Genomic DNA, 24,940 nt, shown 5'->3' with positions numbered 1-24,940 from the left:
TACCGGTCCCGCACGGGGGTCCTGAAAGGACATGGTCATGAGCGCCGTGCCCGTCTTCCTCTACCACTCGGTGACCAGCGACCCGCCTCCCTGGATCGCGCCGTACACGGTCACGCCACGGGCGTTCACCGAACAGCTCGACCGCATCGCGGACGCCGGACTCACCGTGATCCCGCTGCGGCGGCTGGTCGCCGCGATCCGGGGCGGGCCCGCTCTGCCCGCCCGCTGCGCCGTGCTGACCTTCGACGACGGCTTCGCGGACTTCTACTGGTCGGTGGCCCCGCTGCTCACCGAACGCGCCCTGCCCGCAACGGTGTTCATCACCACCGGTGCCGTGCATCCGCCCGGCGGCGCGCCGGAGGGCAGTCTGCTGCCGCCCGCCCCCATGCTGAGCTGGCGCCAGATCGCCACCCTGGACGCGCTCGGCATCGAGATCGGCGGCCACACCGTCACCCACCCCCAGCTGGACACCCTGCCCGCGCAGCGCGTCTGGCACGAGGTCGTCGACTGCAAGCGACGGCTGGAGGACGCGCTCAGCCACCCGGTCTACGCCTTCGCCTATCCGCACGGCTACTCCAGCAGCGGGGTCCGCCGCACGGTCCGGGAGGCGGGCTGGACCTCGTCCTGCGCGGTGCGCAACGCGCTCGCCACGGCCGACCGCGACCCGATGCGCATCCCCCGCCTGATGGTGCGGGCGGACACCCGGCCGGAGCTGTTCACCCAGTGGGTCCACGGCGGCGGCGCGCCGGTGAATCCCCCCGGGGAGTCGTTTCGCACGACGGGCTGGCGCCTGTACCGCCGTACCCGTGCCCTGCTCGGCCACCCGGTCGGCGGGCCGTCGGCATCCGGCACCCTCCCTCGGGGCACGGGGTGACGCGCCGGACGGGGTGACGCGCCGGACGGGGTGACGCGGCTGACCCGCCTCGTCTCCCCGGCCCGTGGGGTCGCCGGGCCGGACCCGTGCGTCCACCGGCTCAGTGCTGCCAGACCCGCACCCAGTCCACCGACATCCGGGCCGTGTGCACGTCCGGCGGCGGGAGCCGGGGATAGCCCACCGCGAGGGTGAGCAGCAATTCCATCGGCACATGCGGGATCTTCTCGGGATCGGTCACCCGGAACCCGACCTCGCCGTCGACGTACCAGGTGAGCGCGTCACGCTCCCACTTCAGCGCGAACACGTGGTAACCGGCCGGGAAGTCCACCGGCCCGAAACTCCCCGCGGTCGCCCGCTCCCCGCCGTCCGGCCCCCGCCAGTGCACCGTCATGTCGATCAGCCGGGGCGTCTGCAGCACCTCGGCGATGTCGATCTCCGGGGGCGTGAACCGCGAGGCCGGCATCAGCCAGAAGGCCGGCAGCATGCCGCCCTGCCGGGGAATGCGCATCGCCGCCTCGAAGTAGCCGTAGGTGAAGACGGCGCGCGGGCGGGCGTTCCAGGAGCTGCGGCCGCTGGAGACCATGCCGGAGGTCCAGGGGTAGTCGCGGCCGTCGGTCCCGCGGGTCGTCCGCCGCCGGGCGGTCAGGGTGAGCCGGCCGCCGCCGACCGAGACCTGTCCGGGCCGGTACCACTCCAGCTCGTCGTTGCCGCGGTTGGTGCATCCGCCCTGGTTCCAGTCGTAACACGTGGTCCACTTGGCGGTGTTGAGCCGGTCGCCGCGGAAGTCGTCGGCGAAGACCCGGTGCCAGGGACCGGGACCCCGTGGGCCCGCCCGCGGGACGGGTGGTCCGCCGTCCTGGCCGCAGCCCGCGGCGGCGAGCGCCAGAAAAAAGCTTGCGGCGGCCCGCACCACTCGGGAAGATCCCATCGGCCGCCTCCCCGGCGCGCTACGGAGCACTCCCGAAGATCGTCCCCCAGACCAGGACGGTCCGCTACTTTCCCGCTCCGCCGCCCGGAGGCCTCCGGCCGCCTCACCTTCCCTTTCTTCCCAAGGACCGGCATGACCACCGAACGCATCTCCCCGCCCGTACGCGCCGGCGAACGGGAGAGCCTGCGGGCCTTTCTCGACTTCCACCGCGCCACCCTCGCCATGAAGGCCGAGGGCCTGACCGACGAGGAGCTGCGCCGCCGCTCGATGCCGCCCTCCGCGCTCACGCTGCTCGGCCTGGTACGCCATATGGCCGAGGTGGAGCGCACGTGGTTCCGCCGGGTGATCAACGGCGAGGACCTCCCGCTCGTCTGGTCCGCCGAGGGCGACTACCAGGCGGCCTACGACCCGAGCGGCTCCACCGGCGCCGAGGCGTTCGCCGCCTGGCAGGAGGAGGTGGCGCACTCCCGCCGCATCGAGCAGCAGGCCCCGTCCCTCGACGTCACGGGCTACCAGCCCCGCTGGGGCGAACACGTCTCGCTGCGGCTGGTCATGCTGCACCTCATCCACGAATACGCCCGCCACAACGGCCATGCCGATCTCCTCCGCGAGGGCATCGACGGCACCGTGGGCGCCTGAACCGTCCGGGCGCCCCCGCCGGGGCGCCCGGTGGACGGTCGGTCAGCCCAGTTCCAGGCTCGTTACGCCGTATGTGCGGTGCTGGTCCGTCGGGGGGACCGGGCCGGTGTACATGCGGACGGTGTGGGAGCGGGGGGCCAGGCCGCGGCCGGTGGCCAGGGCGTGGGCGCCGGAGCGGGGGCCGGGGACATCGAGCCAGACCTCGTCGGCGGGGGCGAGGGTGGCCACCAGGGCGTCGAAGAGCGCCTCGGCGACCCGGTCGGTGTCGGCGAGGAGCGGGCCGATGCGGTGGCCGGTGCGGGCCGGGCGCAGCACGCCGTAGCCGGCGATCTCGCCGTCGCGCAGGTACGCCAGGGCGGTGTGCCCGGGGGCGGTGAGCCAGCGGGTGAGGAAGCCCCGCCGGTCGGCGGGGAAGCAGCGCCGGTCGTAGGCGGCGAGCGCGTCGAGGTGGGAGCCGGTGACGGGGACGACCTCGGGTGACGGCGGGGTGCCGGGACGGCCGGGGCGCCCGCCGTAGCGGATGGTCTCGTGGGCGGGGGTGAATCCCGCCCGCCGGTAGGTGGCCTGCTGGGCCGGGACCGCGTCGAGGCCGACGGTCCGGGCACCGGCGTGCGGGAAGGCGGCGCGCCAGGTCGCCAGGCCCAGCCCCTGTCCGCGGAGGTCGGGGTGGACGAGGTAGTAGCCGAGGAAGGCGTAGGACGCGGAGTAGTTGACGACGGAGACCGCGGAGACGGTCCGGGTGCCGCGGCGGCCCAGGAAGAAGCCGTCCGGGTCGGTGGGGTGGAAGCAGGCGGTGTCGTCACGGCCGGGGTTCCACTCCTCGTCGGCGGCCCATTGCACCACCTGCTGCCAGTCGTCCGGCGTGGCGGTGGTGACGGTGAGTTCGTCGATGGCGGGCATGACGGGTGATCGGGTCCTTCCGGTGGGGGCAGCGGGAGTCGGGGGCGGCGGGGCGGAGGTCCCTCGCGTCCTAGATGAGGTCCATCGCGGCGACCTCGTCCGGGCGGCCGTAGCTGACCGGGCCCTGGAAGCGCCGGCGGGCGGTGGCGAACCACCAGACGGTGGCGATGACGAGCACCACGGCCAGCGCGAGGGGTGCGTAGTTGAAGGAGGCGGGGGTGATCGGGGACGCCTGCGGGAGCATGAACAGCACGTTGCTGATCAGGATCCAGATCACCGCGATCGCCGCGACCGGCTTGCCGTAGCGGCCCAGGTGCCAGGGCCCGGCCTGGAAGTCGTCGAGCCGCAGCCGCAGGAAGATCGGCACGGCGTAGGCGAGGAACAGACCGACGACGTTGACGCTCACCACCGCGGTGAAGGCGGTGTGCGACCACCAGCCGGGCAGCACCAGCACCAGCGGGCAGGCCGCCGCGAGCCAGACCGCCTTGACGGGGGTGCGGGTGCGGGCGGACACCGAATGCCACCAGCGGGAGCCGGGCATCGCCCCGTCCCGGGAGAACGCGAAGATCTGCCGGGTATTGCTGGTCATGTTGGCCAGGCCGCAGAACAGCATCGCGCCGATGACGATCAACAGCAGGAACTTCGCGGTGCTTTGGCCGAGCGCGTCGATGAGAATCTGCACCGGCGGCGCCTCGGCGCCCGCCGCATGGCCGTAGTCACGAATCGCATAGACCAGGGCGAGCATGAGGAGCAGCCCGGTGATCGCGGAGCAGGTGATGGCCCGCATGATGCCGCGGGGCGCGTTGACCGTTGCCTTCACGGTTTCTTCGGACATGTGGAAACTGCCGTCGAAACCGGTGAAGGTCCAGCTGGTGACGAGCAGTCCCAGCATTCCGCCGTACATCGCGTTGGTGAAGCCGGTGTTGTTGACGAAGTGCGTGGCGAACGAGGGCGATTGGTGATGGTCCGGAACAAAGGTGAGCGCACCGACGATCACCACCATGCCGATCAGCAGCCACCAGACGGAAATCCGGTTCACCAGTGCAACCAGCCGGACCGTGTACGTGTTCGCCAGCGCCTGGACGAGCAGGATGGCGGCGGTGATGACGACGGTCTGCTGCGGCGTCGGCTTGTAGGCGGGCCACTGCATCGCGACGAACGCCTGGATGAAGGTGGCGGCCGCGAAGTTGGTGGCGGCGGTGCCGCCGACCTGGCCGACGAAGTTCAGCCAGCCCGTGTACCAGGACCAGGCGCCCTGGTGCCGCTTGGCCAGCTTGCCGGCCGAGAAGTAGAGCGCGCCGCTGGTCGGGTAGGCGGAGGCGATCTCACCCATCGCGGCGCCGACGAACAGCACCATGACCGACACCCCGATCCAGCCGAAGATCAGGATCCGCGGGCCGCCCGCGTTCATGCCGAATCCGAAGGACGAGAAGATCCCGGAGATGATGTTGATGATGGTGAAGGAGATGGCGAAATTGTCGAACGCGCGGAATCTTCGGGTGAGTTTCCGCGGATAGCCCATGGCGTGCAGAGTGGCATCGTCATCGAGGGTGACCGGCTCGGCCGGGCGGGGGGATTTCGAGCGGGTTATCGACGTGCGCTCGGACACAACCGCAACCTTTCTGGGGGGAATTTACTGCATCAGGTGTCGTGCGGTACCGGGAGGCCGCAGGAACGCCTCGCCTTCGACAATTGCTCCGCGGGGTCGCCGAATGCGCTCCAGGGCATGCGGGAGGCGTACGGCCCCATCGCCGTGAGGACTTCGCGCGCCTCGAATTCGTGTTTCGCCATGTACAACGCGTGCGCCAGATAGGCCAGATCGAGCACCGGGGTGAAACGGTGGCCGGGCACCTGCGGCAACCAGTTGCGGTAGATGTTCAGCGCCGCGCTGATCCACTGCGGCTGTTCCCAGGTGCGGTCGGCGAGCGGTGCCGCGGGGTTGTAGTCCTCGACCAGGGCCACCAGCGGCAGCAGCCGCAGCGGCGAGGTGACCGGTGCCCGCTGGCTGAGGAACGCGGCGACGTCCCAGCTCGCGCTGGACGAGCCGCCGTAGCGGGGGAAGAAGAAGGACAGGAAGCGGTGGTGCGCCTCGCGGTGCCAGGGGTCGAGCCGGAGGATGTGGGCGAAGAGGTACCAGGGGCCGGGCGGCGCGGTCAGCAGCCCTTGGGGCGCGGGGTCCAGGGGGCGGTCGAGGCGGGTCAGCGCCAGCTGGGCGACCCAGGGGGTGGGGTCCTCGGGCAGCAGTTTCGCGGCCCGGTCGCACGCCGTCCGGGCGATCCGCGCCAGCGCGCCCTGCCGCCGGTCACCGGCGTCGGCCATGCGCAGCGCCCGGACCATGGCCACCCGGGCCCACAGCAGCGCGGCCTCCGGACCGGGCTCCTCGGCCAGCCAGCGCTCGGCGAGGTCGGAGTCGGCGGCGACGGAGGCCAGGACCAGCGAGCGGTGGGCGCGCACCTCGAAGTCGTCGCGGGCCTCCTTCAGGACGTCGTGCGCGCTCAGGTACCGCCCGGCGGTGACGTCCATGCAGGCCCGGGCCAGTGCCCGGTCGTCGGCCGCCGGACTCCACACGTACTGCCCCTCGAAAGAGCCGGCCGCCATGGTCCCCTCCCGGTCACGAAGGCGTCATCCGCCACACCGCATTCCAGCCGCGCCGAATTCAGCTGGTCCTGCCACCGGTCGAGCAGCAGCGGGCCACACCCTACTCATCATCAACTCGCCAGGAAAACAGTCGCCTGGAATATCTGGTTCCGCACCCTTTTGCTCTGACGAAGAGAAAGAGATTGAAGAGGAAACCACTTTCCGGCCAACTACCCCGGGAACCCTTCACTTCGAGCCCCCCGTCCGGCCGCTGCGCATTTAATTGGCATATTCAGGCGTTCACGCACCCTCCACAAGTGGAGGCCGTTGGCGCCCTACCCCTCCGCATCGCGCACCACTCGCCCGCCCGACACCCCGCGACGGCCGCCGGCCTTGCCGGACGGGACCCCTCCATGCACCCGACGCCTCCCACGTCTCGGCCAGTTCGCCCGCGATTTCCGGCCATGCCGAACGGGGACCGGTTCCCGGGCCGAGAAGTCACCGCGCACGGGGTGCGGACACCGCTCCGAACGTCTTCGCGGCGCACTTCCAGGCGCAAACGACTGTCACGCTGATGACGCCCGCTCAGCTTCCGGCGGTTTTTCGCACCTTCGTTGAACGAAACGACGTCCCGGGGCCGGTCACAACACGGCGGACCCACGCGGGAGTCGGCAGGCCGCAAGCACGGATTCGACTCAAGAGCAACCGAAATTAGCGGAAGCTACTTTCCGGAACCGCGCGATCACATGTAGCGTTCGTTCCGACCGGCGGCCGTGGCCACGCACCACGTCATGGCCGAAGTACGGGCATGGGCGCGAACGTTCTCGTGGCACGGACGGAGCGATTGCCCCCGTTGGGCGCAGCCGCCTCCCACGTGCCTGTTCGCCACCACGCCCCACCACCGGATCAACGTCGCGATGGCTGCACAGCACCTCAGCACCCTTCGAACGTCGAGCACCGCCATGTCTGTCCGTACACGCCTGCTTTGCAAGAGGAATGGGCCCAGATCATGTTTATGAACTCCTCGACGACCCCGCTTGCGTTGCGACCGGACGCCGACTTCGGCCGCCCGGTAATGGCCGGGCCCGGCGAAGGGCCACCCCTGGCGGTCGACCGTCTCCCGGACGGCACCTGGCAACTGACCCTGCATTCCCTGGAGCCGGTCTCGGTGCACCGGCTGCCCTCGGACGAGGTGCACATCATCCTGGCCCCGCCGGGTGACGCCCCGCCCCGTCCCGAGGAGCCGGCGGCCGGACCGGCCCCCCGCCCGGAGCCGATCCAGATCGACAACGCCGCCCGCACGGTCTTCATCAAGGGCCGCCAACTCGGCCTGCCCAAGCTCGAATTCGACCTGCTGGCGCATCTCGTACGGCATCCCCAGCGGGCCTTCACCCGGGAGCAGCTGATGGCCGCGGTCTGGCCGAGCTGCCAATCGAGCACCCGTACCGTCGACGTGCACATCGCCCGGCTGCGCAGACGTCTGGGGCCGGGCCTGCGCGATTCGATCCGCACGGTCTTCGGTATCGGATACAAGTACCAGCCCGCGCCCTGACGACGGCCGGCGCCCTGCGCCGCGCCTCAGGCCCCCGCGGAAGCACCCGGGTTGAGGTGCGTGGGGGTGCCGGCCGGCAGCTCCTTGCGGACGAACGCGCGGCGCAGGGCGTGGTACGGCTGGTCCGGATCGAAGAAGATCTCGTGCATCCGGGCGAGTTCGTGCTCCCGGTAGGCGGCGAGCGGCCGCTGTGCCTCGTCCCGTTCCCGGGCGTCCTTCTTGGCGGCGATCCGCGACTGGACCGCCGGCGAGGCCGCCAGCCGCCGCGCCAGTTCGGTGGTCCGGCGCGGGAAGTCCTGCGCGGGGCACTCGACGGCCTCGTCCACCAGGCCGAGCCGCCGCCCGGTCGCGGCGGTGACCGGCAGGGCGCGGGCGGTGAGCCGTTCGGCCGCCTCGCGCCCGGCCCGGCGGGGCAGGGTGTAGGTCCAGTACTCCGAGCCGTAGAGCCCCATCAGCCGGTAGTGCGGGTTGAGCACCGCGGCCGAGCGGCACCACACCTCGTCGGCGGCGAGCGCCAGCATCACCCCGCCGGCCGCGGCATTGCCGCCGAGCGCGGCGACCACCAGTCGGTCGGTGGTGGTCAGTACGGCCTCCACGAGGTCGTCCATGGCGTTGAGGTTGGCCCAGGACTCCTCGGCGGGGTCGGCCGCGGCCTCGATCACATTGAGGTGGATGCCGTTGGAGAAGAAGTCCCGGCGGCCGCCCAGGACCAGCACGGAGGTGGGCCGGGTGCAGGCGTGGCGGTAGGCGGCGAGCAGCCGCCGGCAGTGGTCGGTGCTCATCGCCCCGCCCGGGAAGGAGAACTCCAGGAAACCGGCCGGGCCGTCCTCGCGGTAGCGGATGTCGCTCCAGGTACGGGGCGCGTCGCCCGCGTCGAGCGGGGCCGGGAGCTCGGGGAGCGGCGGCAGACGGTCGCCCAGCGCGAGGGTGGCGGGGAGCTTGACGGTGCCGGGCTCCCCCGCCTTGCGCGGCGCCCGGAGTTCGGGGATCCACACCGCGCCGTCGGCCGTCGCCCGGCAGATCGCGCCGCACCGGGTGGCGAGCAGTTCACCCGGCCGGCCGCGCAGGGTGTCCTCGGGGTGCCCGCCGTGCAACATCCAGGTGCCGCCGAGGAGTTCGTCGCGCACGCCGGGCCGGGAGTCGGCGGCGCGGAGGGTGCGTACGACGGTGGCGGTGGGGTCGGACCGCCAGTCGATCCGGCGCAGGTCCTGACGGAACGGCGGCCGGGGACGGCCGGTTCGCGCGCCCTCGGGCAGGGTGGCCTGGGGCTGCGGGCGGTGGGTGCCGGAGGCGAAGCGCTCGACGGCGGTGAGCACCGCCTCGACGGCCGCGTCGGCGATCTCGTTGCGGTACAGGTCGCTCTTGCCCACCTCGGGGACCGGGCAGCTCGCCGAGGCCCAGATGTCGCCGGCGTCCATCTCGTCGTTGGCCTGCAGGACGGTCACGCCCCAGGTGTCCGCGCCCAGGTGCACCGCCCAGTCCACGGAGGACGGGCCGCGGTCGCCGACCGGGCCGGGGTGCACGATCAGACAGGTGTGGGCGGACCACACCTCCCGGGGGACGGCCGTGGTGAGCATGGGCGCCACGATCAGATCGGGGGCGTGCCGGCGTACCACGTCGAGCAGCGGGGTGTGCGCAGTCACCAGTTCCACGCCGACCCGGTGTCCGCGGTCGCCGAGTTCGGCGTGGACGCGCTGGGTCAGGCTGTTGAAGGCGCCGGCGATGAGCAGAATGTGCACGGCTTCACTCCCCTGGTGCGGCAACCGGTGTGCGACGGGCCTGGGTGGCCGGTGGTGAGCGTTCCCCGGGTACGGCCGCGCGCCGCGCGCCCGCCCGGCAGGTCCCCCGATCGGCGTCGGCCGGATGGCGCAAGGCGCCGACCGGACCCGGCCGGGCGGGACCGGGCAGGGCTGACTGCCCGTCAGGTAGTTCCGGTCGCGGGCCATCTCGGCGGTATCCCGCCAAAGTTGGCGCGCCGAAGCCGCTTCAGACCGCCCCCGCATTGCCTTTCATTGACATTTGCTTGGCTAGCCTTTTACTTTCTGTGTGCGGCATCGGCGCAGGTCAGCGCCGATGCCGGACCGTCTTCCGCACTCTCACCGGAGGTTCCCATGGAGCAGCTCATCAAGAAGATGGCCCAGGACGACGTGTGGCGCAGCTGGCTGGCCGCCAACTCCGCCTCCCAGGCGGCGAAGGAGGGCTGCATCAGCGCCGCGCCCAAGGCCGGCTGCATCAGCGCCGCCCCCAAGGCCGGCTGTATCTCCTGACCGTCCTCCGGCACTCCCCGGCGCCCGGGAGCGAGCGACGGCCGCGGCACTCCCCCCGCCGCCGCCGGCCCGCCCCCGGGCGCCGCGCCCCGTCCCCGCGGGCACTCCCCTTCTCCTCCGAGCCATGACGAGGGTTCCATGGATGGTCAGCCGACCGCCGAGGTCATCGAGCAGATCCGCGACATACCGCTCTACCGCGCCTCACTGGCGAAGGGCTATTTCCCGGTCCTCGACAAACCGGACATCGCCCGCGGCTTCCCGGAGAACTGGATGACCCCCCGGCTGGCCGCGGCCCTGGAAGCCGGCGAGGCGGAATACGTACTCTCCACGGGCACCAACCACGCCCGGATGCAGCTGATCCGGCCCCCGTACTTCCTGCTGCACTCCTACTACCGGCTCTGGAGCGAGCATCCGGACATCGCCGGGACCTGGGAGTCGGGCTGCCGGCGGGTCTCGCTCACCACCGTGCTGGCGACCGAGCACGTGGCCCGGGTCGGTGCGGCCCGGCGCGGCGTACCGCCGGCCCCGGTGCCCTCCTTCGAGGACCGGTGGCTGGACGACCGCACCTGCTACCTCAACCTGCGGCTCGACCCCGCGCGCTGGGAACGCGACGAGGTGGTGCGGATGCTCCAGGAGATCGAGGCGGCCCGGCAGTCGCATCCGCAGGGCTCGTACCACCTCGACTGCTCCGGCTACCACCTGGCGCATCTGCTGCGGAAGGTCGCGGAATGGAGGCTGTGGGACGCCTTCCCGCCGCCCGCCAGCATCATCCACGCCTACGAGTACACCCCGCTCAACGTCCGCCGCTTCCTGGCCCAGCACTTCGACTGCCCGGTCATCGACCTCTTCGGCAGCACCGAGCTCGGCTACCTCTACTACAGCGACCGGCGCGGCAGGTACCGGCCGTACCTCGACGGGATGAGCGTGGAGCTCCATCCGGTCGCCGCGGGCAGCACGATCCACGAACTCGTCGTCTCCAGTGTGCGCAACCCCTTCATGCCGCTGATCCGCTACCGCTCGGGCGACTGCGTCCGCACCCTGGACGGCACCCCGGACCCGGACCGGATCACCCAATTCTGCGGCCGCCGGAAGGAATTGCTGCCGACACCGAACGGGCCGGTCGCCCAGGGCGACCTCGACCGGTGCATCGGCGAGATCTCCCCGGACGTGTTCGTCTACCAGCTGCAGCTGACCGGCCCCGGCGAGGCCCTGCTGGCGTACACCACCTTCCACGGCGTGCCCGTCGGGGGCGCCGAGTCCGCCGCGCTGGAGGACGCCGTCGGTGAGCTCACCGGGCGGCGCTGCCGGCCGGTGCACCAGGCCCACGTCCCCATCGGGAAGTCGGGGAAGTACGCCTGGCTCGTCGACGCCGACTGATCCGCACCCCCCTCTCCACCCGCCCGTCCGCACCCGCACAGGAGACCCATGACCAGCCGCCCGCCGATATCCGCCGACGCCCTCCGGGACCTGCTCGGTCAGGCGCTGCACACCGAGGTCATCGACCATTTCGCCGCCCGCAGCGAGGCCCCGCGGGAGTTCGTGGCACGGCAGGTCACCGAATGCCTGCGGTACCTCTACCTGGTCTCGCGCTACCGCGACCGGCTCGGCGGACTGTTCCTCCCGGTCGAGCAGGACATCGACGAGATCTGGCACTACCTCATCCTGCAGACCCGGGAGTACCGCGAGCTGTGCGAGCAGCGGCTGCCCGGGCGGTACTTCATCGAGCACCGCAGCATCGCCTACGAGGACTACCAGCGCGAGCCGGGGCGCGAGCAGGTCATCGAGGAGGCGCTGCGCTGGATCCCGCTGTACTGCGCGGAGTTCGGGCCGTTCGACGAGGGGGCACTGCCGCACTGGACGATCGTGCGCTTCCTGCACCGACAGCTGGACATGCCGCTCGCGGACATCGCGGCGCTGAAGCCGCCGGCACCGGTATAGGGGTTCGCAGGTCATGCACGAGAGACCGGAACAACGGCGCGTCCTGGCCGTCCTGGTGGCGGCCCAGATCCTCAGCGGGGCCGGGCTCGCCGCGGGCATCACCGTCGGCGCGCTGCTCGCCGAGGACATGTTCGGCTCGACAGGTCTGGCGGGCGTGCCCAGTGCGCTGTTCACCGCCGGGGCCGCGTTCGGCGCGGCCGGGATCGGCCGGCTGTGCCGCCGCTGGGGCCGGCGCCCCGGGCTCGCCCTCGGGTACGGCGCCGCGGCGCTGGGCAGCCTCGGGGTGGTCGTGGCGGCAGCCGTCGGGAGCGCCGCGCTGCTGTGCGGGGCCCTGCTGGTCTACGGGGCGGGCACCGCGACCAACCTCATGGCGCGCTACGCGGGCGCCGATCTGGCCTCCCCCGCGCGGCGCGGACGCGCGGTGAGCACGGTGCTGTTCGCCACCACGCTCGGCGCGGTGGCCGGCCCCAACCTGGTGACGTGGACCGGCGACCTGGCGCACGCCTGGGGCATCCCCCGGCTGGCCGGGCCGTTCCTGCTGGCCTTCGCGGCGTTCGCCGCGGCGGCGGCGGTGCTGGCCGCGCTGCTGCGGCCCGATCCGCTCCGGCTGGCCGCGAGGCTCGCCGCCGAGCCGGAGCGGGCGGACGCCGCACCGGACGAAGTCCCCGCGCCGGGGCTTCCGTTGGGCGGTGCGCAGCGGCGCGGCCTGGTGGCCGGCACCGCGGTCATGGTCCTCACCCAGCTCGTGATGATCGCGGTGATGACGATGACGCCGGTCCACATGCTGGCGCACGGCTCGGACCCGCAGGCCGCCGGGCTGGTGATCGCCCTGCACGTGGCGGCCATGTTCCTGCCCTCGCCACTCACCGGACTGCTCGTCGACCGGTACGGCCGGCGGTGGATCGCCGCCGCGTCGGGCCCGCTGCTGCTGGCGGCCGGCGTGCTCGCCGCGACGGCGCCGCCGCACTCGGTCCCGCTGCTCGCCACCGCGCTGGTGCTGCTCGGCCTGGGCTGGAACACCGGGCTGGTCAGCGGCACGGCCATGGTCACCGACGCCCTGCCGCCCGAGCGGCGCGCCGCGGTCCAGGGCCTGGTCGACGTCGGCATCGCGGGCGCCGGTGCGGCCGGCGGACTGTCGTCGGGGCTGGTCGTGGCGGCGGGCGGTTACCCGGTCCTGGCGCTGGCCGGCGGGGTCCTGGCGCTGGCGGTGCTGCCCGCCGTGGGCTGGTCGGCCCGGACGCCGCGCACCGACCGCGCGCAGCGAGCGGCCGCCCGTACCGAAGCCGGCCGCACGTGAACGCCCGTGCGCCCGGCGGACGGTGCACGGGTACGCCCGGCGGACGGTGCACGGATACGCCGGGCGGATGGTGCACGAGTGCACCAGGAGAAATCTCGAAACATGGCGTCATTTCTCGTTTTCATGCCGGAAACCTGGATGCTGCACTGTGAGGAGAAGCTGTAGGCCCATGGACCTGCGACGGGGGGCGAGGATGCGGAAGGACCGCGGCACACCCTGCATACCGGTGCGCGGCCTGCTCCGGGGCGCCCTGATCGCCGTCGCCGTCGTACTGGCCTTCCTGCTGGGCGCGGTGGGCGCCGGCGCCGGTGCGACCGCCACGTTCGCCGCCCCCGTCGCCAAGCCCGCGGGCGCCCCGCCTGCCGTCAAGCCCGGCTCCGACTCCGACTCCGACGAGGAGAAGACCAAACGGGACGCCGAGCGCGGTGCGCCCCGGGGCAGCGCGCGCACCTCCGCCGGCGTGCCCCGGCACGCCGGCCGCCCGCTGCCGCCGTCCGGCGCGGACGCCCCGCCGGTGATGTCGTCCGCCGGCGGGTCCGGCGGTCCGGCCGCGGGCAGTTCCACCCGGGCCGCTTCGAGACCGGCCCCGTTCCCCGTCCTGCACTGCGTCTTCCGCTGCTGAGCGCGGCCGTGGTGGCCTGCACCACCCGCCGCACCTCGCACGTTCCCGCCACCACCCCCACAGTGGCACCACTCACCAGCAGGAGACCTCCTCGTGGAAACCTTCATCCAGCATGCCCGGAGCCTGACGGCCCGTATCGCCGAGCGACGTGAGGAGCAGGAGACCTACGGCCGGCTCGCGTCCGGCCAGTCCCCCCTCGCCCTCTTCATCACCTGCTCCGACTCCCGGGTCGTACCGTCCCTGATCACCGGGGCGCGTCCGGGCGAACTGTTCGAACTGCGCACCGCCGGCAACGCCGTGCCCGTCTACCGCGACGACATGGCGGCGTGCGCGGAGGCCGCCACCATCGAGTACGCGATGCGGGTGCTGCGGGTCGCCGACATCGTGGTCTGCGGTCATTCGCACTGCGGCGCGGTCGGCGCCAAGGCCCGCGGCGAGGACCTGACCGGTGCGCCGGCCGTTCGCGACTGGCTGGCCCAGGCGCTCTCCGACGAACTGCCCGAGGACCCCGAGCCGACGGTCGCCGCCGCGGTCCAGCAGCACGTGCGCCAACAGGTCGCCCGGCTGCGCGAGTACCCCTGTGTGCAGGAGCGGCTGGCGGCCGGCGAGGTGAACCTGCACGGCTGGTTCTACGAAGTGCACACCGGCCTGGTCGTGGCCCATCACCCGGCCTCCGACCTGTTCCTTCCGCTGTGAGCGCGGGGACGACGATGAAGCGACTGCTCTCCTCCCGCGCGGCGTCCTTCCGCGCCGACTTCACCGCCTCCCTGGTGGTCTTCCTGGTGGCCGTCCCGCTGTGCGTCGGGGTGGCCGTCGCCTCCGGCGCACCGGCCGAACTCGGCCTGGTCACCGGTGTCGTCGGCGGTCTGCTCACCGGGCTGCTCCCCGGCAGCAGCCTGCAGGTCAGCGGCCCGGCCGCGGGTCTGACCGTGCTGGTCTTCGAGGCCGTCAAGGAGTACGGCATCGGGACGCTGGGTGCCCTGGTGCTGGCGGCCGGGATACTCCAACTGGCCATGGGCGCACTGAAGTTGGGCCGCTGGTTCCGGGCGATCTCGGTCGCCGTCGTCCAGGGCATGCTGGCCGGCATCGGCCTGGTGCTGATCGCCGGTCAGGTCTACGCCCTCACGGACGCCAAGGCGCCGGGCAGCGGACTGGCCAACCTCGGCGGCGTACCGGCGCTGGCCGCCGCCACCGTCGGCTCCGGCACCGCGCTGTCCGCGCTCGCGGTCGGCGCCGGGACCGTCGCCGTGCTGATCCTGTGGCCGCGCTGGCGGCGCGGCGCCCGGGTGCTCCCGGCGCCGCTGGTCGCGGTGGCGCTCGCCACCACCGCGGTCTGGGCGCTGGACCTGCCGGTCGCCCGGGTCCGGGTCAGCGGGCTGCTGGACGCGATCCAGCCACCGGGCATGTCGGATCTGAGCCGGCTCACCGAGGTCGGCGTGCTGGGCACGGTCCTCGCCTTCGCACTGATCGCCTCCGCCGAATCGCTGTTCAGTGCGGCGGCGGTGGACCGGCTGCACGACGGGCCGAAGACCGACTACGACAAGGAGCTGATGGCCCAGGGCGCCGGCAACACCGTGTGCGGCCTGCTCGGCGCGCTGCCGATGACCGCGGTGATCGTGCGCAGTGCCGCCAATGTCCAGGCGGGGGCCCGCACCAAGGCGTCCCGGGTGCTGCACGGGGTCTGGCTGCTGGTGTTCGCCGCGGCCTTCCCGGCCGCGCTGGGCATCGTCCCGGTGGCGGCGCTGGCGGGCGTACTGATCCACGCGGGCTGGAAGTTGCTGCCGCTGAAGGCATGGCGGCCGCTGTGGCGCGAGCACCGCGGGGAGGCCGTGGTGCTGCTGGTCACCGCGCTCGCCATCGTCACGGTGAACATGTTCGAGGGGGTGCTGATCGGTCTGCTGCTGGCGATCGCGAAGACGGCCTGGGAGACCTCGCACGTCCACCTGGACATCGAGACCCCGGAGGACGAGGAGCAGCCGGTGCTGGTGCGCGCGGTCGGCAACGCCACCTTCCTGCGGCTGCCCAAGATCCTCGACCAGCTCGAAACGCTGCCCGCCCACCGGGACGTGGAGCTGGACCTGAGCGGGCTGCGCCATCTCGACCACGCCTGTGAGGCGGCGCTGACCAACTGGGCCGAGCAGCACCGGAGGAGCCTCAGGGCGGTTGCGCTGGTGTCCTGACCTCCGGCCGTCCTCGCGGGGCCCGGTTCCGCGCACCGAACGGTGCGCGGAACCGGGCCCCGGTCGTTCCACCTCCGCCGCCCGCCGGGACACGACGGGGCGGCCGGGATGATTGCGTCCGCCACGGTGGTTGAGCGAAGGTCAGGGGCGGCCGCGGAACCGCGGTGCGCCGCTGCCGGTGCCATGACCGCCGTACAGCAAGAGAGGACGGGCGGATGCCTCTTCAGGGTGAGTACGAACCGAGCCCGACGCCGTGGGTCCGGGAGCAGGTCGAGGAGTACGAGAGCTCCGGCGGGACGCGGGGCACGACGATCCGTGGGCTGCCGGTCGTGGTCCTGACCACCCGCGGCGCCCGGAGCGGCAAGATCCGCAAGTCCCCGGTGATGCGGGTCGAGCACGAGGGGACGTACGCCGTGGTGGCGTCCCTGGGCGGCGCGCCCAAGAACCCCCTCTGGTACCACAACGTCGTCGCCGACCCCCGGGTGGAGCTCCAGGACGGCCCGGTCCGCCGGGACATGACGGCCCGTGAGGTCAGCGGCGAGGAGAAGGCCGTGTGGTGGGGGCGGGCGGTGGAGGCGTTCCCGGATTACGACGCCTATCAGAAGAAGACGACCCGCGAGATCCCGGTGTTCGTGCTGGAGCCGGCGGCCGCGGAACACCGCTGAGGCAGCGGGACCACGGTCGTCGGCTAGAGCGTCACCAGCGAGACCTCGGTGGCCTTGATGCCGGTCCACACCGGTACCCCGTCGGCCAGGCCGAGTTCGAGGGCGGCCGAGGGGGTGATCTCGGCGACGAGGTCGGGGGCGTGCGGGGAGGTGATGAGGATCCGCAGCCGGCTGCCCGCCGAGGTGATTTCCCGTACGGTGCCGGGCCAGACGTTGCGGGGGCTGCCGGCGGGTTTGTCGAGGTGGACGGAGACCGCCTCGGGCGCGATCACCGCCAGCGCCCGGACGCCCTCGGGCAGGCGGTCGGCGACGACGAGGTGCCCGCCGCCGGCGAGCGCGAGGCCGTCGCCGGTGGCGGTGCCGGGCCAGGCGTTGCGGCCCAGCATCCGGGCGACCCAGGGCGAGCGGGGATGCCGGGTGACCTCGGCGGGCGGGGCGTCCTGGAGGGCGCGGCCGTCGTCGAGGACGAGGACCCGGTCGGCGAGCGAGACCGCCTCGACGGGGTCGTGGGTGACGAGCAGGCAGACCCCGTCGAAGCCCGCGAGATGGCCGCGCAGCGCATGCCGGACGTGGGCGCGGGTGGTCTGGTCGAGGGCGGCCAGCGGTTCGTCGAGCAGCAGCAGGCGGGGACGGGCGGCCAAGGCCCGGGCCAGCGCGACGCGTTGGGCCTGGCCGCCGGAGAGCTGGGCGGGCCGGCGGTGGGCGAGGTGACCGACGCCGAGCCGGTCGAGCCAGCCCTGGGCGGCCCGGCGGGCCTCGGCGCGCGGGACACCGTGCGCCCGCAGGCCGTAGGCGGTGTTGCTCAGGGCGCTCAGGTGCGGGAAGAGCGCACCGTCCTGGGGGACCCAGGCGACCCCGCGGTGGTGCGGGGGCAGGGCGGTGACGTCGGTGTCACCGAGGCGCAGGGTGGCGTGGGCGCGCCGGGTGAGTCCGAGCAGGGCGCGCAGCAGGGTGGTCTTGCCGGCGCCGTTGGGTCCGACGACGGCGATGGTGGTGCCGGGTCCGGCGTCCAGGGTCAGTGCGGTGAAGCCGGTGACCTCGGCGTGCAGCGGCCAGCGGTCCCGGTGCGGTTCCGTGACGGCTGGCTCCTGACGGTCCGTCACCACTGGTGGGTCGCCGCCGGTGGTTCCGGGCGGCTCGGTCTCGTCGGCGGCCGGCGCGGTGCGCGGCGTACGGCCGGCGGGCGTCGCGCCGGTCCAGCGGCCGCGCAGGCAGATCAGCACGGCCATGGCGATGACGAGCAGCAGCAGGGAGACCGAGGTGGCGGCCTCCGGGGAGTCCTGGAGCAGCAGGTAGACCTGGAGCGGAAGGGTCTGGGTGGTGCCGGGCAGGTTGCCGGCGAAGGTGATGGTGGCGCCGAATTCGCCGAGTGCCCGGGCCCAGGTGAGCGCGGCGCCGGCGGCCAGGCCCGGGGCGACCATGGGGAGGGTGACGGTGGTGAAGACGCGGACCGGGGACGCGCCGAGGGAGGCCGCGGTCTCCTCGTAGCTGGGGCGCAGGCCGGCGAGCGTGCCCTCCAGGCTGATGACCAGGAACGGCATCGCGACGAAGGTGGCGGCGACCACCGCGCCCGAGGTGTGGAACGGCAGGACGACGCCGAAGGTGCCCTCCAGCCAGGGGCCGAGCAGTCCGCGGCGGCCGAAGCCGAGCAGCAGGGCGACACCGCCGACGGTCGGCGGCAGCACCATCGGCAGCAGCACCAGCGAGCGGACCACTGCCTTGCCGGGGAAGTCGACCCGGGCCAGCAGCCAGGCCAGCGGCACGCCGAGCAGCAGGGACAGGCCCAGCGCCCAGAAGGAGACCAGCAGGGAGAGGCCGAGCGCCTCGGTGACGCCGGGACTGGTCAGATGGGTGCCGAGGTCGCTCCAGGTGGTGCGGGCGAGGATGCCGAGCAGCGGCATCAGCAGGAACGCGACGGCGAGCAGCGCGGGCACGGCGAGCGCGACGGGGGTACGGGCGCCGGGCGTGCGGCGCCGGGCGGCCGCGGGCCGGGCCGCTGCGGGCGTGGCCGGGGTGCGGGAGCGTCTCATCGTCGGTCCTGGGGTCGGTGCGGGGCGGGCCGGCCGGGGCGGGCCGGCCCCGGTGGCGCGCACGGGGCCGTCCGCTGCCCCGAGCCGGGCAGCCCCGTGCGCGCGGAACCCCGTCACGGCTTCTGGAAGCCCGCGTTCTGCAGGATCTTCTGGGCCTCGGGGGTGCTCAGCCACCTCACGAAGGCGGCCGCGGCGGCGGCGTGCTGCGAGGTCTTCAGGGTCGCGGCCGGGTAGGCGGCGACGGCGTTCTGGTCGTCGGGGATGTCGATCGCGTCGACCTTCTTCGGCGCGGTGGCGGCGTCCGTCTTGTAGACCAGGCCGGCGTCCGCCTCGCCCATTTCGACCTTGCCGAGGACGGCGCGGACGTTGGGCTCCTGCGAGACCGGGGTGACCTTGAGCTTCTGGGCGTCCAGGACCTGCTTGCCGTAGCGGCCGACCGGCACCTCGGGGGCGGCGAGCACGACCTTCAGCTTGCGGTCGGTGAGGTCCTTGAGGGTGTGGACCTTCTTCGGGTTGCCCTCGCCGGTGACGATGACCAGGCGGTTGTGGGCGATGACGGTCGGGCTTCCGGCGTCCGCCTTCAGCCCGTCCATGGTCTTGGTGTCGGCGGTGACCAGCGCGTCGGCGGGGGCGCCCTGCTTGACCTGGGCGGCGAGCTCCTGGGAGCCGGCGAAGGAGAAGTTCACCCTGGTGCCCGGGTGGTCCTTCTCGTACGCCGCGCCGGCCTTCTTGAAGACGTCGGTGAGCGAGGAGGCGGCGAGCACGGTCAGCTGCGTCTCGGCGGACTTGCCGCCGGACTTCTCGGCACCCTTGTCCGTCTCGGCGTCGCCCTTGCCGCAGGCGGCGAGCGGGACGAGGAGGGCGGCGGTCACCACCGCGGCGGCGGCGCGGCGGCCGGTGAGGAACGGGGACATGGGCGGGACTCCTTGTGACGCGGGACGAGGGGGTCGTCCGAGCGGACGGGAAAAGCCGCGCCGTGGACGGGCGACGCCGCTGGGAGGAGCAGCCGGCCGGTGGGGACGGGGCGCGGTCCGGCTGTGGTGCTGCCGCGGTGGACGGTGGGGAGCCGGCCTGGTGCTGCGGGCGGACGCCACCGCGGGGGTACGGGAGCGGTCGGGGCCTTCAGGAGCGGTCGATGTGCACGCTGGTGGACTTCACGCGGGCGGTGGCCTGCATGCCGACCTCCAGTCCCAGTTCCTCCACCGCCTCCCGGGTCAGCAGGGAGACCAGCCGGTGCGGACCGGCCTGGATCTCGACCTGGGCGGCGACATCGCCGAGTTTCACGGCGGTGACGATGCCCGGGAAGGCGTTGCGGGCGGAGGTGTACGAGGCGTCGTCCTCACCGGTGCCGGTCTGCGCCACCTCGACGGAGAAGGCGGCCAGATCGCGGCCGTCGATGAGGCGGCGGCCGCTGTCGTCGCGATGGGTCGCGACCCTGCCGGCGTCCGCCCACCGGCGGGCGGTGTCCGGGCTGACGCCCAGCAGCCGCGCCGCCTGGCCGATTGTGTAGGACTGCATGTGCGACAAGATAGGCAGCCCGGCCTGGCAGATGCAATCCACTGGAAGGATCTCCGTAGCAAATGCCAGCCGACTTGGAGGAAGGGACGACGTTCCTCGCGATGCGCGGCCGGGCGGCAGCGCGCAGGGTGTGGGGCATGAGCCTGAGCATCCGCAACCAGCTGTCCGGGACCGTCCGCTCCGTCTCCCCCGGCGAGGTCATGGCCCTGGTCAGGGTCGGGCTGGACGGTGGGCAGGAGATCACCGCCGCGGTCACCCGCGAGGCGGTCGGACAACTGGGCCTCACGGAAGGTACAGCGGTGCGTGCGCTGATCAAGTCCACCGAGGTCGCGCTGGCCACCGGTGAGGTCGGCGGGCTGAGCATCCGCAACCGGCTGCCCGGCACGGTCACCGCCGTCTCGGCCGGCGGTGCGATGGCCGGGGTGAAGGTCGCCGTCGCGGGCGGCGAGCTGACCGCCGCGATCACCAGGGACGCGGCCGAGGACCTGGGGCTGGCCGCCGGTTCCGAGGTGACCGCGCTGGTCAAGTCCACCGAGATCGCGCTCGCCGCGGCCTGACCGCACCGGCCCCGGCGCCGCTGGTACCGCCGGCGTCACCGAGGTGGTGAACCGGTACCGCCGGCGTCACCGAGGTGGTGGACCGGTACCGCCGGCGTGCCGCGCCGTCGCGGTGGCCGTAGTCCCTTCCCCGCGCAGCTGACCGCGGTCGGCCCACCGCCGGACGGTCTGCGAACTCACACCCGGCCGCTGCCTGACCAGTGCTGTACGTCGGCACGCTCGCACTCTAGGGCAGCCCGCCACCGCGCCGCCCGCGGCCGCCGGGCCGCCCCTCACGGCACCCGGTGCCATCCGAACGGAGCAGCGAAATCCGCCATCGGTGCCAGCTGATCACCCGTGGAGCGCCCGGGGAGCACCGCCGCAGGGATGCCGCACGAAGGTCCCAACTTCGTGGATCCGCAGGCATTTTGAGCTGGGGAACGGCCTCTGAGCCGACGTCAAGAATGCGAAGTTCGCGGCGTTTGGCGGGTTCTCTCCCGTTGCGTCCCAAAAATCCCGATGTGAATCTGGTATCCCATTCGTCAAAGGAGTTGATCGCATGGTTACGGATCGCACAGCGCCGGTCGAGACGGCCACCCTGGCCGCCGAGGTCGAGGGACTGCTTGAACCCGCCGAGGCCGACGGCGTCTTCCGCGACACCCGCGAGTGTGGAGGTGCGCTGCTGCTGGCCGCGCTGCTCCTGATCTCGCCGCCCACCCCCCGGCCCAAGACCGACGTCCGCTGAGGGGAAAGCGTTGGCTGAACAGACGCAAGGAGCAGTCCCGCTCAGCGCTGTGATCGCCGATGCCGCAACCGGGGTCGCCCTCGCCCTGCGGGGTGAGGGCGACCCTTATGCGCTGTCCGGCATGCTGCGGCACGAGGATGCGCTGACCCCGGCCGCGGTACGGGTGCTCGGCGCCGATGCGCTGGCGCCGTACGCCGTGGAACACCGGACGGCACCGGCCGGCGCGGACGACGAAGCGGTGGTGCGGCAGGCGCTGACGGCCTATCCGCCGGGCGACGGCGCCTCGGAGGTGTCGGTGTGGAGCTACCGCGGCCTGGTCGAGGCCGCGCACGCGTTCCTGCCCGCCGGCGGCCGGCCGTGGCCGCCGGCACCGGAGGCCGGCACCGCGTGGGTCGGTGACTCCCCCTGGCCGAAGCTGTCGCACCGGGTGTCCCAGCTGGCCGCGCTGGCCCTGCCGGGGCTGGTGTCCGGCCTCGCCGAGCAGCTCGCCGCCCGTACGGACGACCTGGCCCGGGGCTTCGTCCGGGCGGTCCGCCGCCGGGACTGGCCGCAGGCGGCCGGTGTGGGCCGCTGGCTGGCCCGGCTGCCCGACGTGCCGGGGACCCTGGGGCTGGACAGCGGGCTGGCGTTCGTCCACCAGATGGGCGGCGCCGATCCACGGGTGGCGCTGCACGTCGCGGCCGCCCGGCGGTTCTACGGGCGGGGCGGGTGAGCGGCGGGCACGGCGACCCGGGGCTGCTGGACCACCTGGTCCGGACGGGCCTCGGGTGGCTGGACGGGGCGCGCGGGTTCTTCCGCCTGCCGCCCGACGTGACGACCGACGCCGACCCCAACCTGACCCTCAAGCCGCTCGGCGAGCTGGCCGAACTCACCCAGCTGATCGGGGCGGTGCACCCGCGGGAGGAGATCCGCCGGACGGCCCGCGGGCTCTTCGCGTTCGCCTGGAACGAGACCCGGGACGGGGAACTGTTCGCCGAGCTGATCCGCGGCGAACCGTTCGCGACCTACCCGGTGGAGCTGTACGGGGTGTTCGCGCAGGCCGGGCTGCGCCATGCCGAGGCCGACGAGCTGGTGCGGACCACCACGCGGCTGCGCGGCTGGCGGGTGGCGCGCGAGGACCACACCCGTACGCTCGGGGTGCTGAACGCCGAGCGGCGGATCGGGCTGCGGCAGCACGCCGACTTCGCCTCGGTGCTGGCGCTGACCGGGCTGGGCCGGCTGCCGGAGCCCTGGGCGCTGGACCGCAAGGCGGCCTACGGCATCACCCATGACGTGTTCCACCTGACCGACTGGGGGCGCAACCGGCAGCGGCTGTCCCCCGAACTCGCCGGCTATCTGCGGTTGTGGCTGCCCTCCTGGCTGGAGAACTGGCTGGAGGAGCAGCTGTGGGACCTGGTCGGCGAGCTGCTGGCGGTGACCGCGTGCCTGCCCCGGGCCCCGTACGATCCGGTGGCCTGGCAGCGGCTGGCCGGTGCGCAGGCGGCCGACGGCAGCGTGCCGGAGCTGGGCGCGGCGCCCGCTTCCGGCGACCCGGGCGAGATGTTCACCGCCTGCTACCACTCCACCCTGGTGACCGCGTTCGCCGCCACCCTGGCCCGGATCGCCGCCGACGAGGCCGAGGCCGGCCCGCGCGGCGGGGACCCGGTGCTGGTGGGCGGCCGGACGCCCGGCGAAAGCGAGAGTGCCCCGTGACCGTGACGGCCGCGTCCCCCGCCCTGCTGCACGGTGTCGGCGACCGGGCCCTGTCCTGGCTCGACGACCACCGCGAGCACTTCCGGCTGACCCCCGAGGACTTCCGCTCGGGCGGCGCGGTGGTCGAACGGCTCAAGCCCATCGGGGAGCTGGCGCTCAACATGCACGTGCTGTTCCGCGAGGGCGTGGCCGGCTCCCGGCAGAAGGCCCGGGCCGGGCAGCTGCTGGACTTCGCCTGGCGGGAGCTGCTGGACGGCGGCAACGTGCTGGCCCGGCTGCAGCACGACGAGCCGCTCTCCCCCGTACCGCTGGAGGTCTATGCGACCTTCCACGAGCTGGGGCACCGGCATCCGGGGCTGGAGGCGGCCGTGACGGTGTGCCGGCGCACCGCCACCTGGAACGCGCTGGAGATGATGCCCAACCGGCGGCTCGGGGTGCTCAACGCCGAGCGCAAGCTGGGCCTCGCCCCCAGCAGCGACTTCGATCAGGCGGTGGCGCGCACCTGGCTGGGGCAGCTGGCCGAGCCGTGGACGGTGCAGCTGCACATCGCCTACGACCTGACCCACACCGTCTTCCACCTCACCAACTGGGGCGAGGCGCCCGAGCGGATCCCGCCGGACATCGCGGACTACCTCACGCGGTACCTGCCGGCCTGGATGGAGGACTGGGCGGACCTCGAACACTGGGACCTGCTGGGCGAGCTGCTGGTCGTCGACGCGTGTCTGCCGCGGCCCACGCTGGACGCGGAGCTGTGGGAGCGGTACGCCGCCGCGCAGTCCGACAGCGGCGCGATGCCGGTCCGGCGGGGGATGCCGGAGGGCGATCCGGCGCGGGTCTTCGACCTGGTGCACCACCCCACCCTGGTCGCCGCGTTCGCCTCGGCGATGGCCACCTCCCGGGCCATGTCCGCGGTCTGATGGGTACGGTCTGATGGCCGCGGCACGCGGCGCCCCGCCGGCCGACCGCCTGGCCGACGCGGTCACCCGGATCGACGCGCCGGACGTGGTGCTGGCGGTGACCCGGCGCGGCCTGCGGACCGTGGTCACCGGCGGCACCGCGCTGGCCCCGCCCACCCCGCGGCAGGCCCTGCGCTACGAACTCGGCTCGCTGTCCAAGACGTTCACGGTGCTGCTGCTGGCCGAACTGGCCCGGTCCGGGGTGCTGTCACTGGACGATCCGCTGGTCGCCCATCTGCCCGAGCTGCCGTTGCGCCACCCGCACTCGCGCCGGATCACCCTGCGGCACCTGGCCACCCACACCTCGGGACTGCCGCGGATCCCCGCTGCCCTGATCGCCGGTGCGCTGGTGCACCCGTACGCCAACGGCTACGCCCGCTACGACACCGAACGGCTGCTGCGGACCTTCGCCCGCACCCGGCCCCGGAACCGGCCGGGCGCCCGCTGGCGGTACTCGAACTTCGGGCTGGCGCTGCTCGGTCCGGCGATGTCCCGGGCCGCGGGCGAGGACTATCCGGCGCTGCTCGGCGGCCGGGTGCTGAAGCCGCTGGGGCTGTCCGGGACCACGCTGGCGCCCGGCGCCACCGGCACCGACGCGGTCGGGCACCGGACGAACGGGGTGACGCCGGTGGCCAGCGCCGACATGGGCGCGTTCATGGCCGCCGGATCGGTGCGGGCCACGCCCGGCGACCTGCTCACCTATCTGGAGGCGCACCTCTCGCCGGACGACACGCCGCTGGCCGGGCCGCTGCGTGACGTCCAGGTCCCGCTGCTGCGGCGCGGCTGGCGGCGCCGCACCACCCACACCCTGACGTGGTACCAGCACCCGGCACCGCGCGGGCCGCTGCTCTTCCACGTCGGGGCGACCTTCGGGCAGCAGGCGTTCCTCGGGTTCCACCCGGCGACGCACACCGGTCTGGTGGCGCTGGCCACCCGGCGCGGCCGTACCTGCCGGATGATCACCACCGCCTACGAGACGCTGTACGCGCTGGCCGGTGAGCCGCCCGCGTGAGCGCGCGCGGGC

25 protein-coding genes are annotated in these 24,940 nt (G+C 73.2%); 17 read left to right on the top strand and 8 right to left on the bottom strand.

Features of this window, described 5'->3' with window-relative positions; all coding sequences use genetic code 11:
* Nucleotides 1-37: 37 nt before the first annotated feature.
* A complete protein-coding gene (locus AB0G35_RS05475; protein WP_360944074.1) occupies nt 38-874 on the top strand; it encodes a polysaccharide deacetylase family protein in 837 nt (278 codons plus the stop codon).
* 100 nt (nt 875-974) lie between these two features.
* Here AB0G35_RS05475 and AB0G35_RS05470 read toward each other — a convergent pair whose 3' ends face one another.
* Nucleotides 975-1,802, bottom strand: coding sequence for a glycoside hydrolase family 16 protein (locus AB0G35_RS05470; RefSeq protein WP_360944071.1), 828 nt, complete (start codon nt 1,800-1,802; stop codon nt 975-977).
* A gap of 132 nt (nt 1,803-1,934) precedes the next feature.
* On the opposite strand from AB0G35_RS05470, the gene AB0G35_RS05465 reads away from it, so the two are divergent.
* The gene (locus tag AB0G35_RS05465; protein ID WP_360944068.1) at nt 1,935-2,441 is read left to right on the top strand and encodes a DinB family protein; all 507 of its coding nucleotides are present in this window, start codon (nt 1,935-1,937) and stop codon (nt 2,439-2,441) included.
* A 42-nt stretch (nt 2,442-2,483) separates the two neighbouring features.
* Here AB0G35_RS05465 and AB0G35_RS05460 read toward each other — a convergent pair whose 3' ends face one another.
* From AB0G35_RS05460 to AB0G35_RS05450, 3 genes are all read right to left on the bottom strand, one after another.
* Nucleotides 2,484-3,341, bottom strand: a complete 858-nt coding sequence (locus AB0G35_RS05460) for a GNAT family N-acetyltransferase (RefSeq protein ID WP_360944066.1) — start codon at nt 3,339-3,341, stop codon at nt 2,484-2,486.
* A 70-nt stretch (nt 3,342-3,411) separates the two neighbouring features.
* On the bottom strand, nt 3,412-4,863 hold the full coding sequence (locus tag AB0G35_RS05455; RefSeq protein WP_360944598.1) for an amino acid permease: 1,452 nt from the start codon (nt 4,861-4,863) through the stop codon (nt 3,412-3,414).
* A 119-nt stretch (nt 4,864-4,982) separates the two neighbouring features.
* Nucleotides 4,983-5,939, bottom strand: a complete 957-nt coding sequence (locus tag AB0G35_RS05450) for a hypothetical protein (protein ID WP_360944063.1) — start codon at nt 5,937-5,939, stop codon at nt 4,983-4,985.
* A gap of 994 nt (nt 5,940-6,933) precedes the next feature.
* Between AB0G35_RS05450 and AB0G35_RS05445 the strand changes: the two genes are divergently transcribed.
* Nucleotides 6,934-7,470 (top strand): winged helix-turn-helix domain-containing protein, encoded by a 537-nt coding sequence (locus AB0G35_RS05445; RefSeq protein ID WP_360944060.1) that lies wholly within the window; start codon nt 6,934-6,936, stop codon nt 7,468-7,470.
* Between the two features lie 26 nt (nt 7,471-7,496).
* On the opposite strand, the gene AB0G35_RS05440 is transcribed toward AB0G35_RS05445, so the two are convergent.
* Entirely contained in the window at nt 7,497-9,209 is a 1,713-nt protein-coding gene (locus tag AB0G35_RS05440; protein WP_360944057.1) for a hydrogenase maturation protein, read from the bottom strand.
* Nucleotides 9,210-9,581: 372 nt separating this feature from the next.
* Here AB0G35_RS05440 and AB0G35_RS05435 point away from each other — a divergent pair, with 372 nt between their 5' ends.
* The 8 genes from AB0G35_RS05435 to AB0G35_RS05400 all read left to right on the top strand — a co-directional run bounded on the left by AB0G35_RS05435 (nt 9,582) and on the right by AB0G35_RS05400 (nt 16,439).
* Nucleotides 9,582-9,737: a hypothetical protein gene (locus AB0G35_RS05435; RefSeq protein WP_199816252.1), complete on the top strand. Its 156-nt coding sequence runs from the start codon at nt 9,582-9,584 to the stop codon at nt 9,735-9,737.
* 138 nt (nt 9,738-9,875) lie between these two features.
* Nucleotides 9,876-11,114 (top strand): hypothetical protein, encoded by a 1,239-nt coding sequence (locus AB0G35_RS05430; RefSeq protein ID WP_360944054.1) that lies wholly within the window; start codon nt 9,876-9,878, stop codon nt 11,112-11,114.
* 48 nt (nt 11,115-11,162) lie between these two features.
* Complete coding sequence (locus AB0G35_RS05425) at nt 11,163-11,675, top strand: hypothetical protein (RefSeq protein WP_360944051.1); 513 nt, start codon at nt 11,163-11,165, stop codon at nt 11,673-11,675.
* Nucleotides 11,676-11,688: 13 nt separating this feature from the next.
* Entirely contained in the window at nt 11,689-12,972 is a 1,284-nt protein-coding gene (locus AB0G35_RS05420; RefSeq protein ID WP_360944048.1) for an MFS transporter, read from the top strand.
* Nucleotides 12,973-13,141: 169 nt separating this feature from the next.
* On the top strand, nt 13,142-13,594 hold the full coding sequence (locus AB0G35_RS05415; RefSeq protein WP_360944045.1) for a hypothetical protein: 453 nt from the start codon (nt 13,142-13,144) through the stop codon (nt 13,592-13,594).
* 93 nt (nt 13,595-13,687) lie between these two features.
* Nucleotides 13,688-14,290 (top strand): carbonic anhydrase, encoded by a 603-nt coding sequence (locus AB0G35_RS05410; protein WP_360944042.1) that lies wholly within the window; start codon nt 13,688-13,690, stop codon nt 14,288-14,290.
* A gap of 14 nt (nt 14,291-14,304) precedes the next feature.
* Nucleotides 14,305-15,774: a SulP family inorganic anion transporter gene (locus AB0G35_RS05405; RefSeq protein WP_360944039.1), complete on the top strand. Its 1,470-nt coding sequence runs from the start codon at nt 14,305-14,307 to the stop codon at nt 15,772-15,774.
* 215 nt (nt 15,775-15,989) lie between these two features.
* Complete coding sequence (locus AB0G35_RS05400; RefSeq protein WP_360944036.1) at nt 15,990-16,439, top strand: nitroreductase family deazaflavin-dependent oxidoreductase; 450 nt, start codon at nt 15,990-15,992, stop codon at nt 16,437-16,439.
* 23 nt (nt 16,440-16,462) lie between these two features.
* On the opposite strand, the gene AB0G35_RS05395 is transcribed toward AB0G35_RS05400, so the two are convergent.
* The 3 genes from AB0G35_RS05395 to AB0G35_RS05385 form a co-directional block, all read right to left on the bottom strand.
* Entirely contained in the window at nt 16,463-18,469 is a 2,007-nt protein-coding gene (locus AB0G35_RS05395; protein WP_360944033.1) for an ABC transporter permease, read from the bottom strand.
* 113 nt (nt 18,470-18,582) lie between these two features.
* On the bottom strand, nt 18,583-19,383 hold the full coding sequence (modA, locus tag AB0G35_RS05390; RefSeq protein WP_360944030.1) for a molybdate ABC transporter substrate-binding protein: 801 nt from the start codon (nt 19,381-19,383) through the stop codon (nt 18,583-18,585).
* A 208-nt stretch (nt 19,384-19,591) separates the two neighbouring features.
* Nucleotides 19,592-19,987: a helix-turn-helix transcriptional regulator gene (locus AB0G35_RS05385; RefSeq protein ID WP_360944027.1), complete on the bottom strand. Its 396-nt coding sequence runs from the start codon at nt 19,985-19,987 to the stop codon at nt 19,592-19,594.
* A gap of 137 nt (nt 19,988-20,124) precedes the next feature.
* On the opposite strand from AB0G35_RS05385, the gene AB0G35_RS05380 reads away from it, so the two are divergent.
* The 6 genes from AB0G35_RS05380 to AB0G35_RS05355 all read left to right on the top strand — a co-directional run bounded on the left by AB0G35_RS05380 (nt 20,125) and on the right by AB0G35_RS05355 (nt 24,928).
* Nucleotides 20,125-20,544, top strand: a complete 420-nt coding sequence (locus AB0G35_RS05380) for a TOBE domain-containing protein (RefSeq protein WP_360944595.1) — start codon at nt 20,125-20,127, stop codon at nt 20,542-20,544.
* A gap of 538 nt (nt 20,545-21,082) precedes the next feature.
* On the top strand, nt 21,083-21,268 hold the full coding sequence (locus AB0G35_RS05375; protein ID WP_030411128.1) for a hypothetical protein: 186 nt from the start codon (nt 21,083-21,085) through the stop codon (nt 21,266-21,268).
* Nucleotides 21,269-21,317: 49 nt separating this feature from the next.
* Entirely contained in the window at nt 21,318-21,980 is a 663-nt protein-coding gene (locus AB0G35_RS05370) for a hypothetical protein (protein WP_360944592.1), read from the top strand.
* On the top strand, nt 21,977-22,960 hold the full coding sequence (locus AB0G35_RS05365) for a hypothetical protein (protein WP_360944023.1): 984 nt from the start codon (nt 21,977-21,979) through the stop codon (nt 22,958-22,960). Before AB0G35_RS05370 ends, AB0G35_RS05365 begins: the two co-directional genes overlap by 4 nt.
* Nucleotides 22,957-23,877, top strand: a complete 921-nt coding sequence (locus AB0G35_RS05360) for a hypothetical protein (protein ID WP_360944019.1) — start codon at nt 22,957-22,959, stop codon at nt 23,875-23,877. The genes AB0G35_RS05365 and AB0G35_RS05360 overlap by 4 nt, the downstream gene beginning before the upstream one ends.
* 13 nt (nt 23,878-23,890) lie before the next feature.
* Nucleotides 23,891-24,928: a serine hydrolase domain-containing protein gene (locus AB0G35_RS05355; protein ID WP_360944015.1), complete on the top strand. Its 1,038-nt coding sequence runs from the start codon at nt 23,891-23,893 to the stop codon at nt 24,926-24,928.
* Nucleotides 24,929-24,940 lie beyond the last annotated feature (12 nt).

This window comes from Streptomyces sp. NPDC021749 (genome assembly GCF_040640655.1).
Classification (GTDB): domain Bacteria; phylum Actinomycetota; class Actinomycetes; order Streptomycetales; family Streptomycetaceae; genus Streptomyces.
This window is presented reverse-complemented; position numbering and strand designations above follow the sequence as displayed.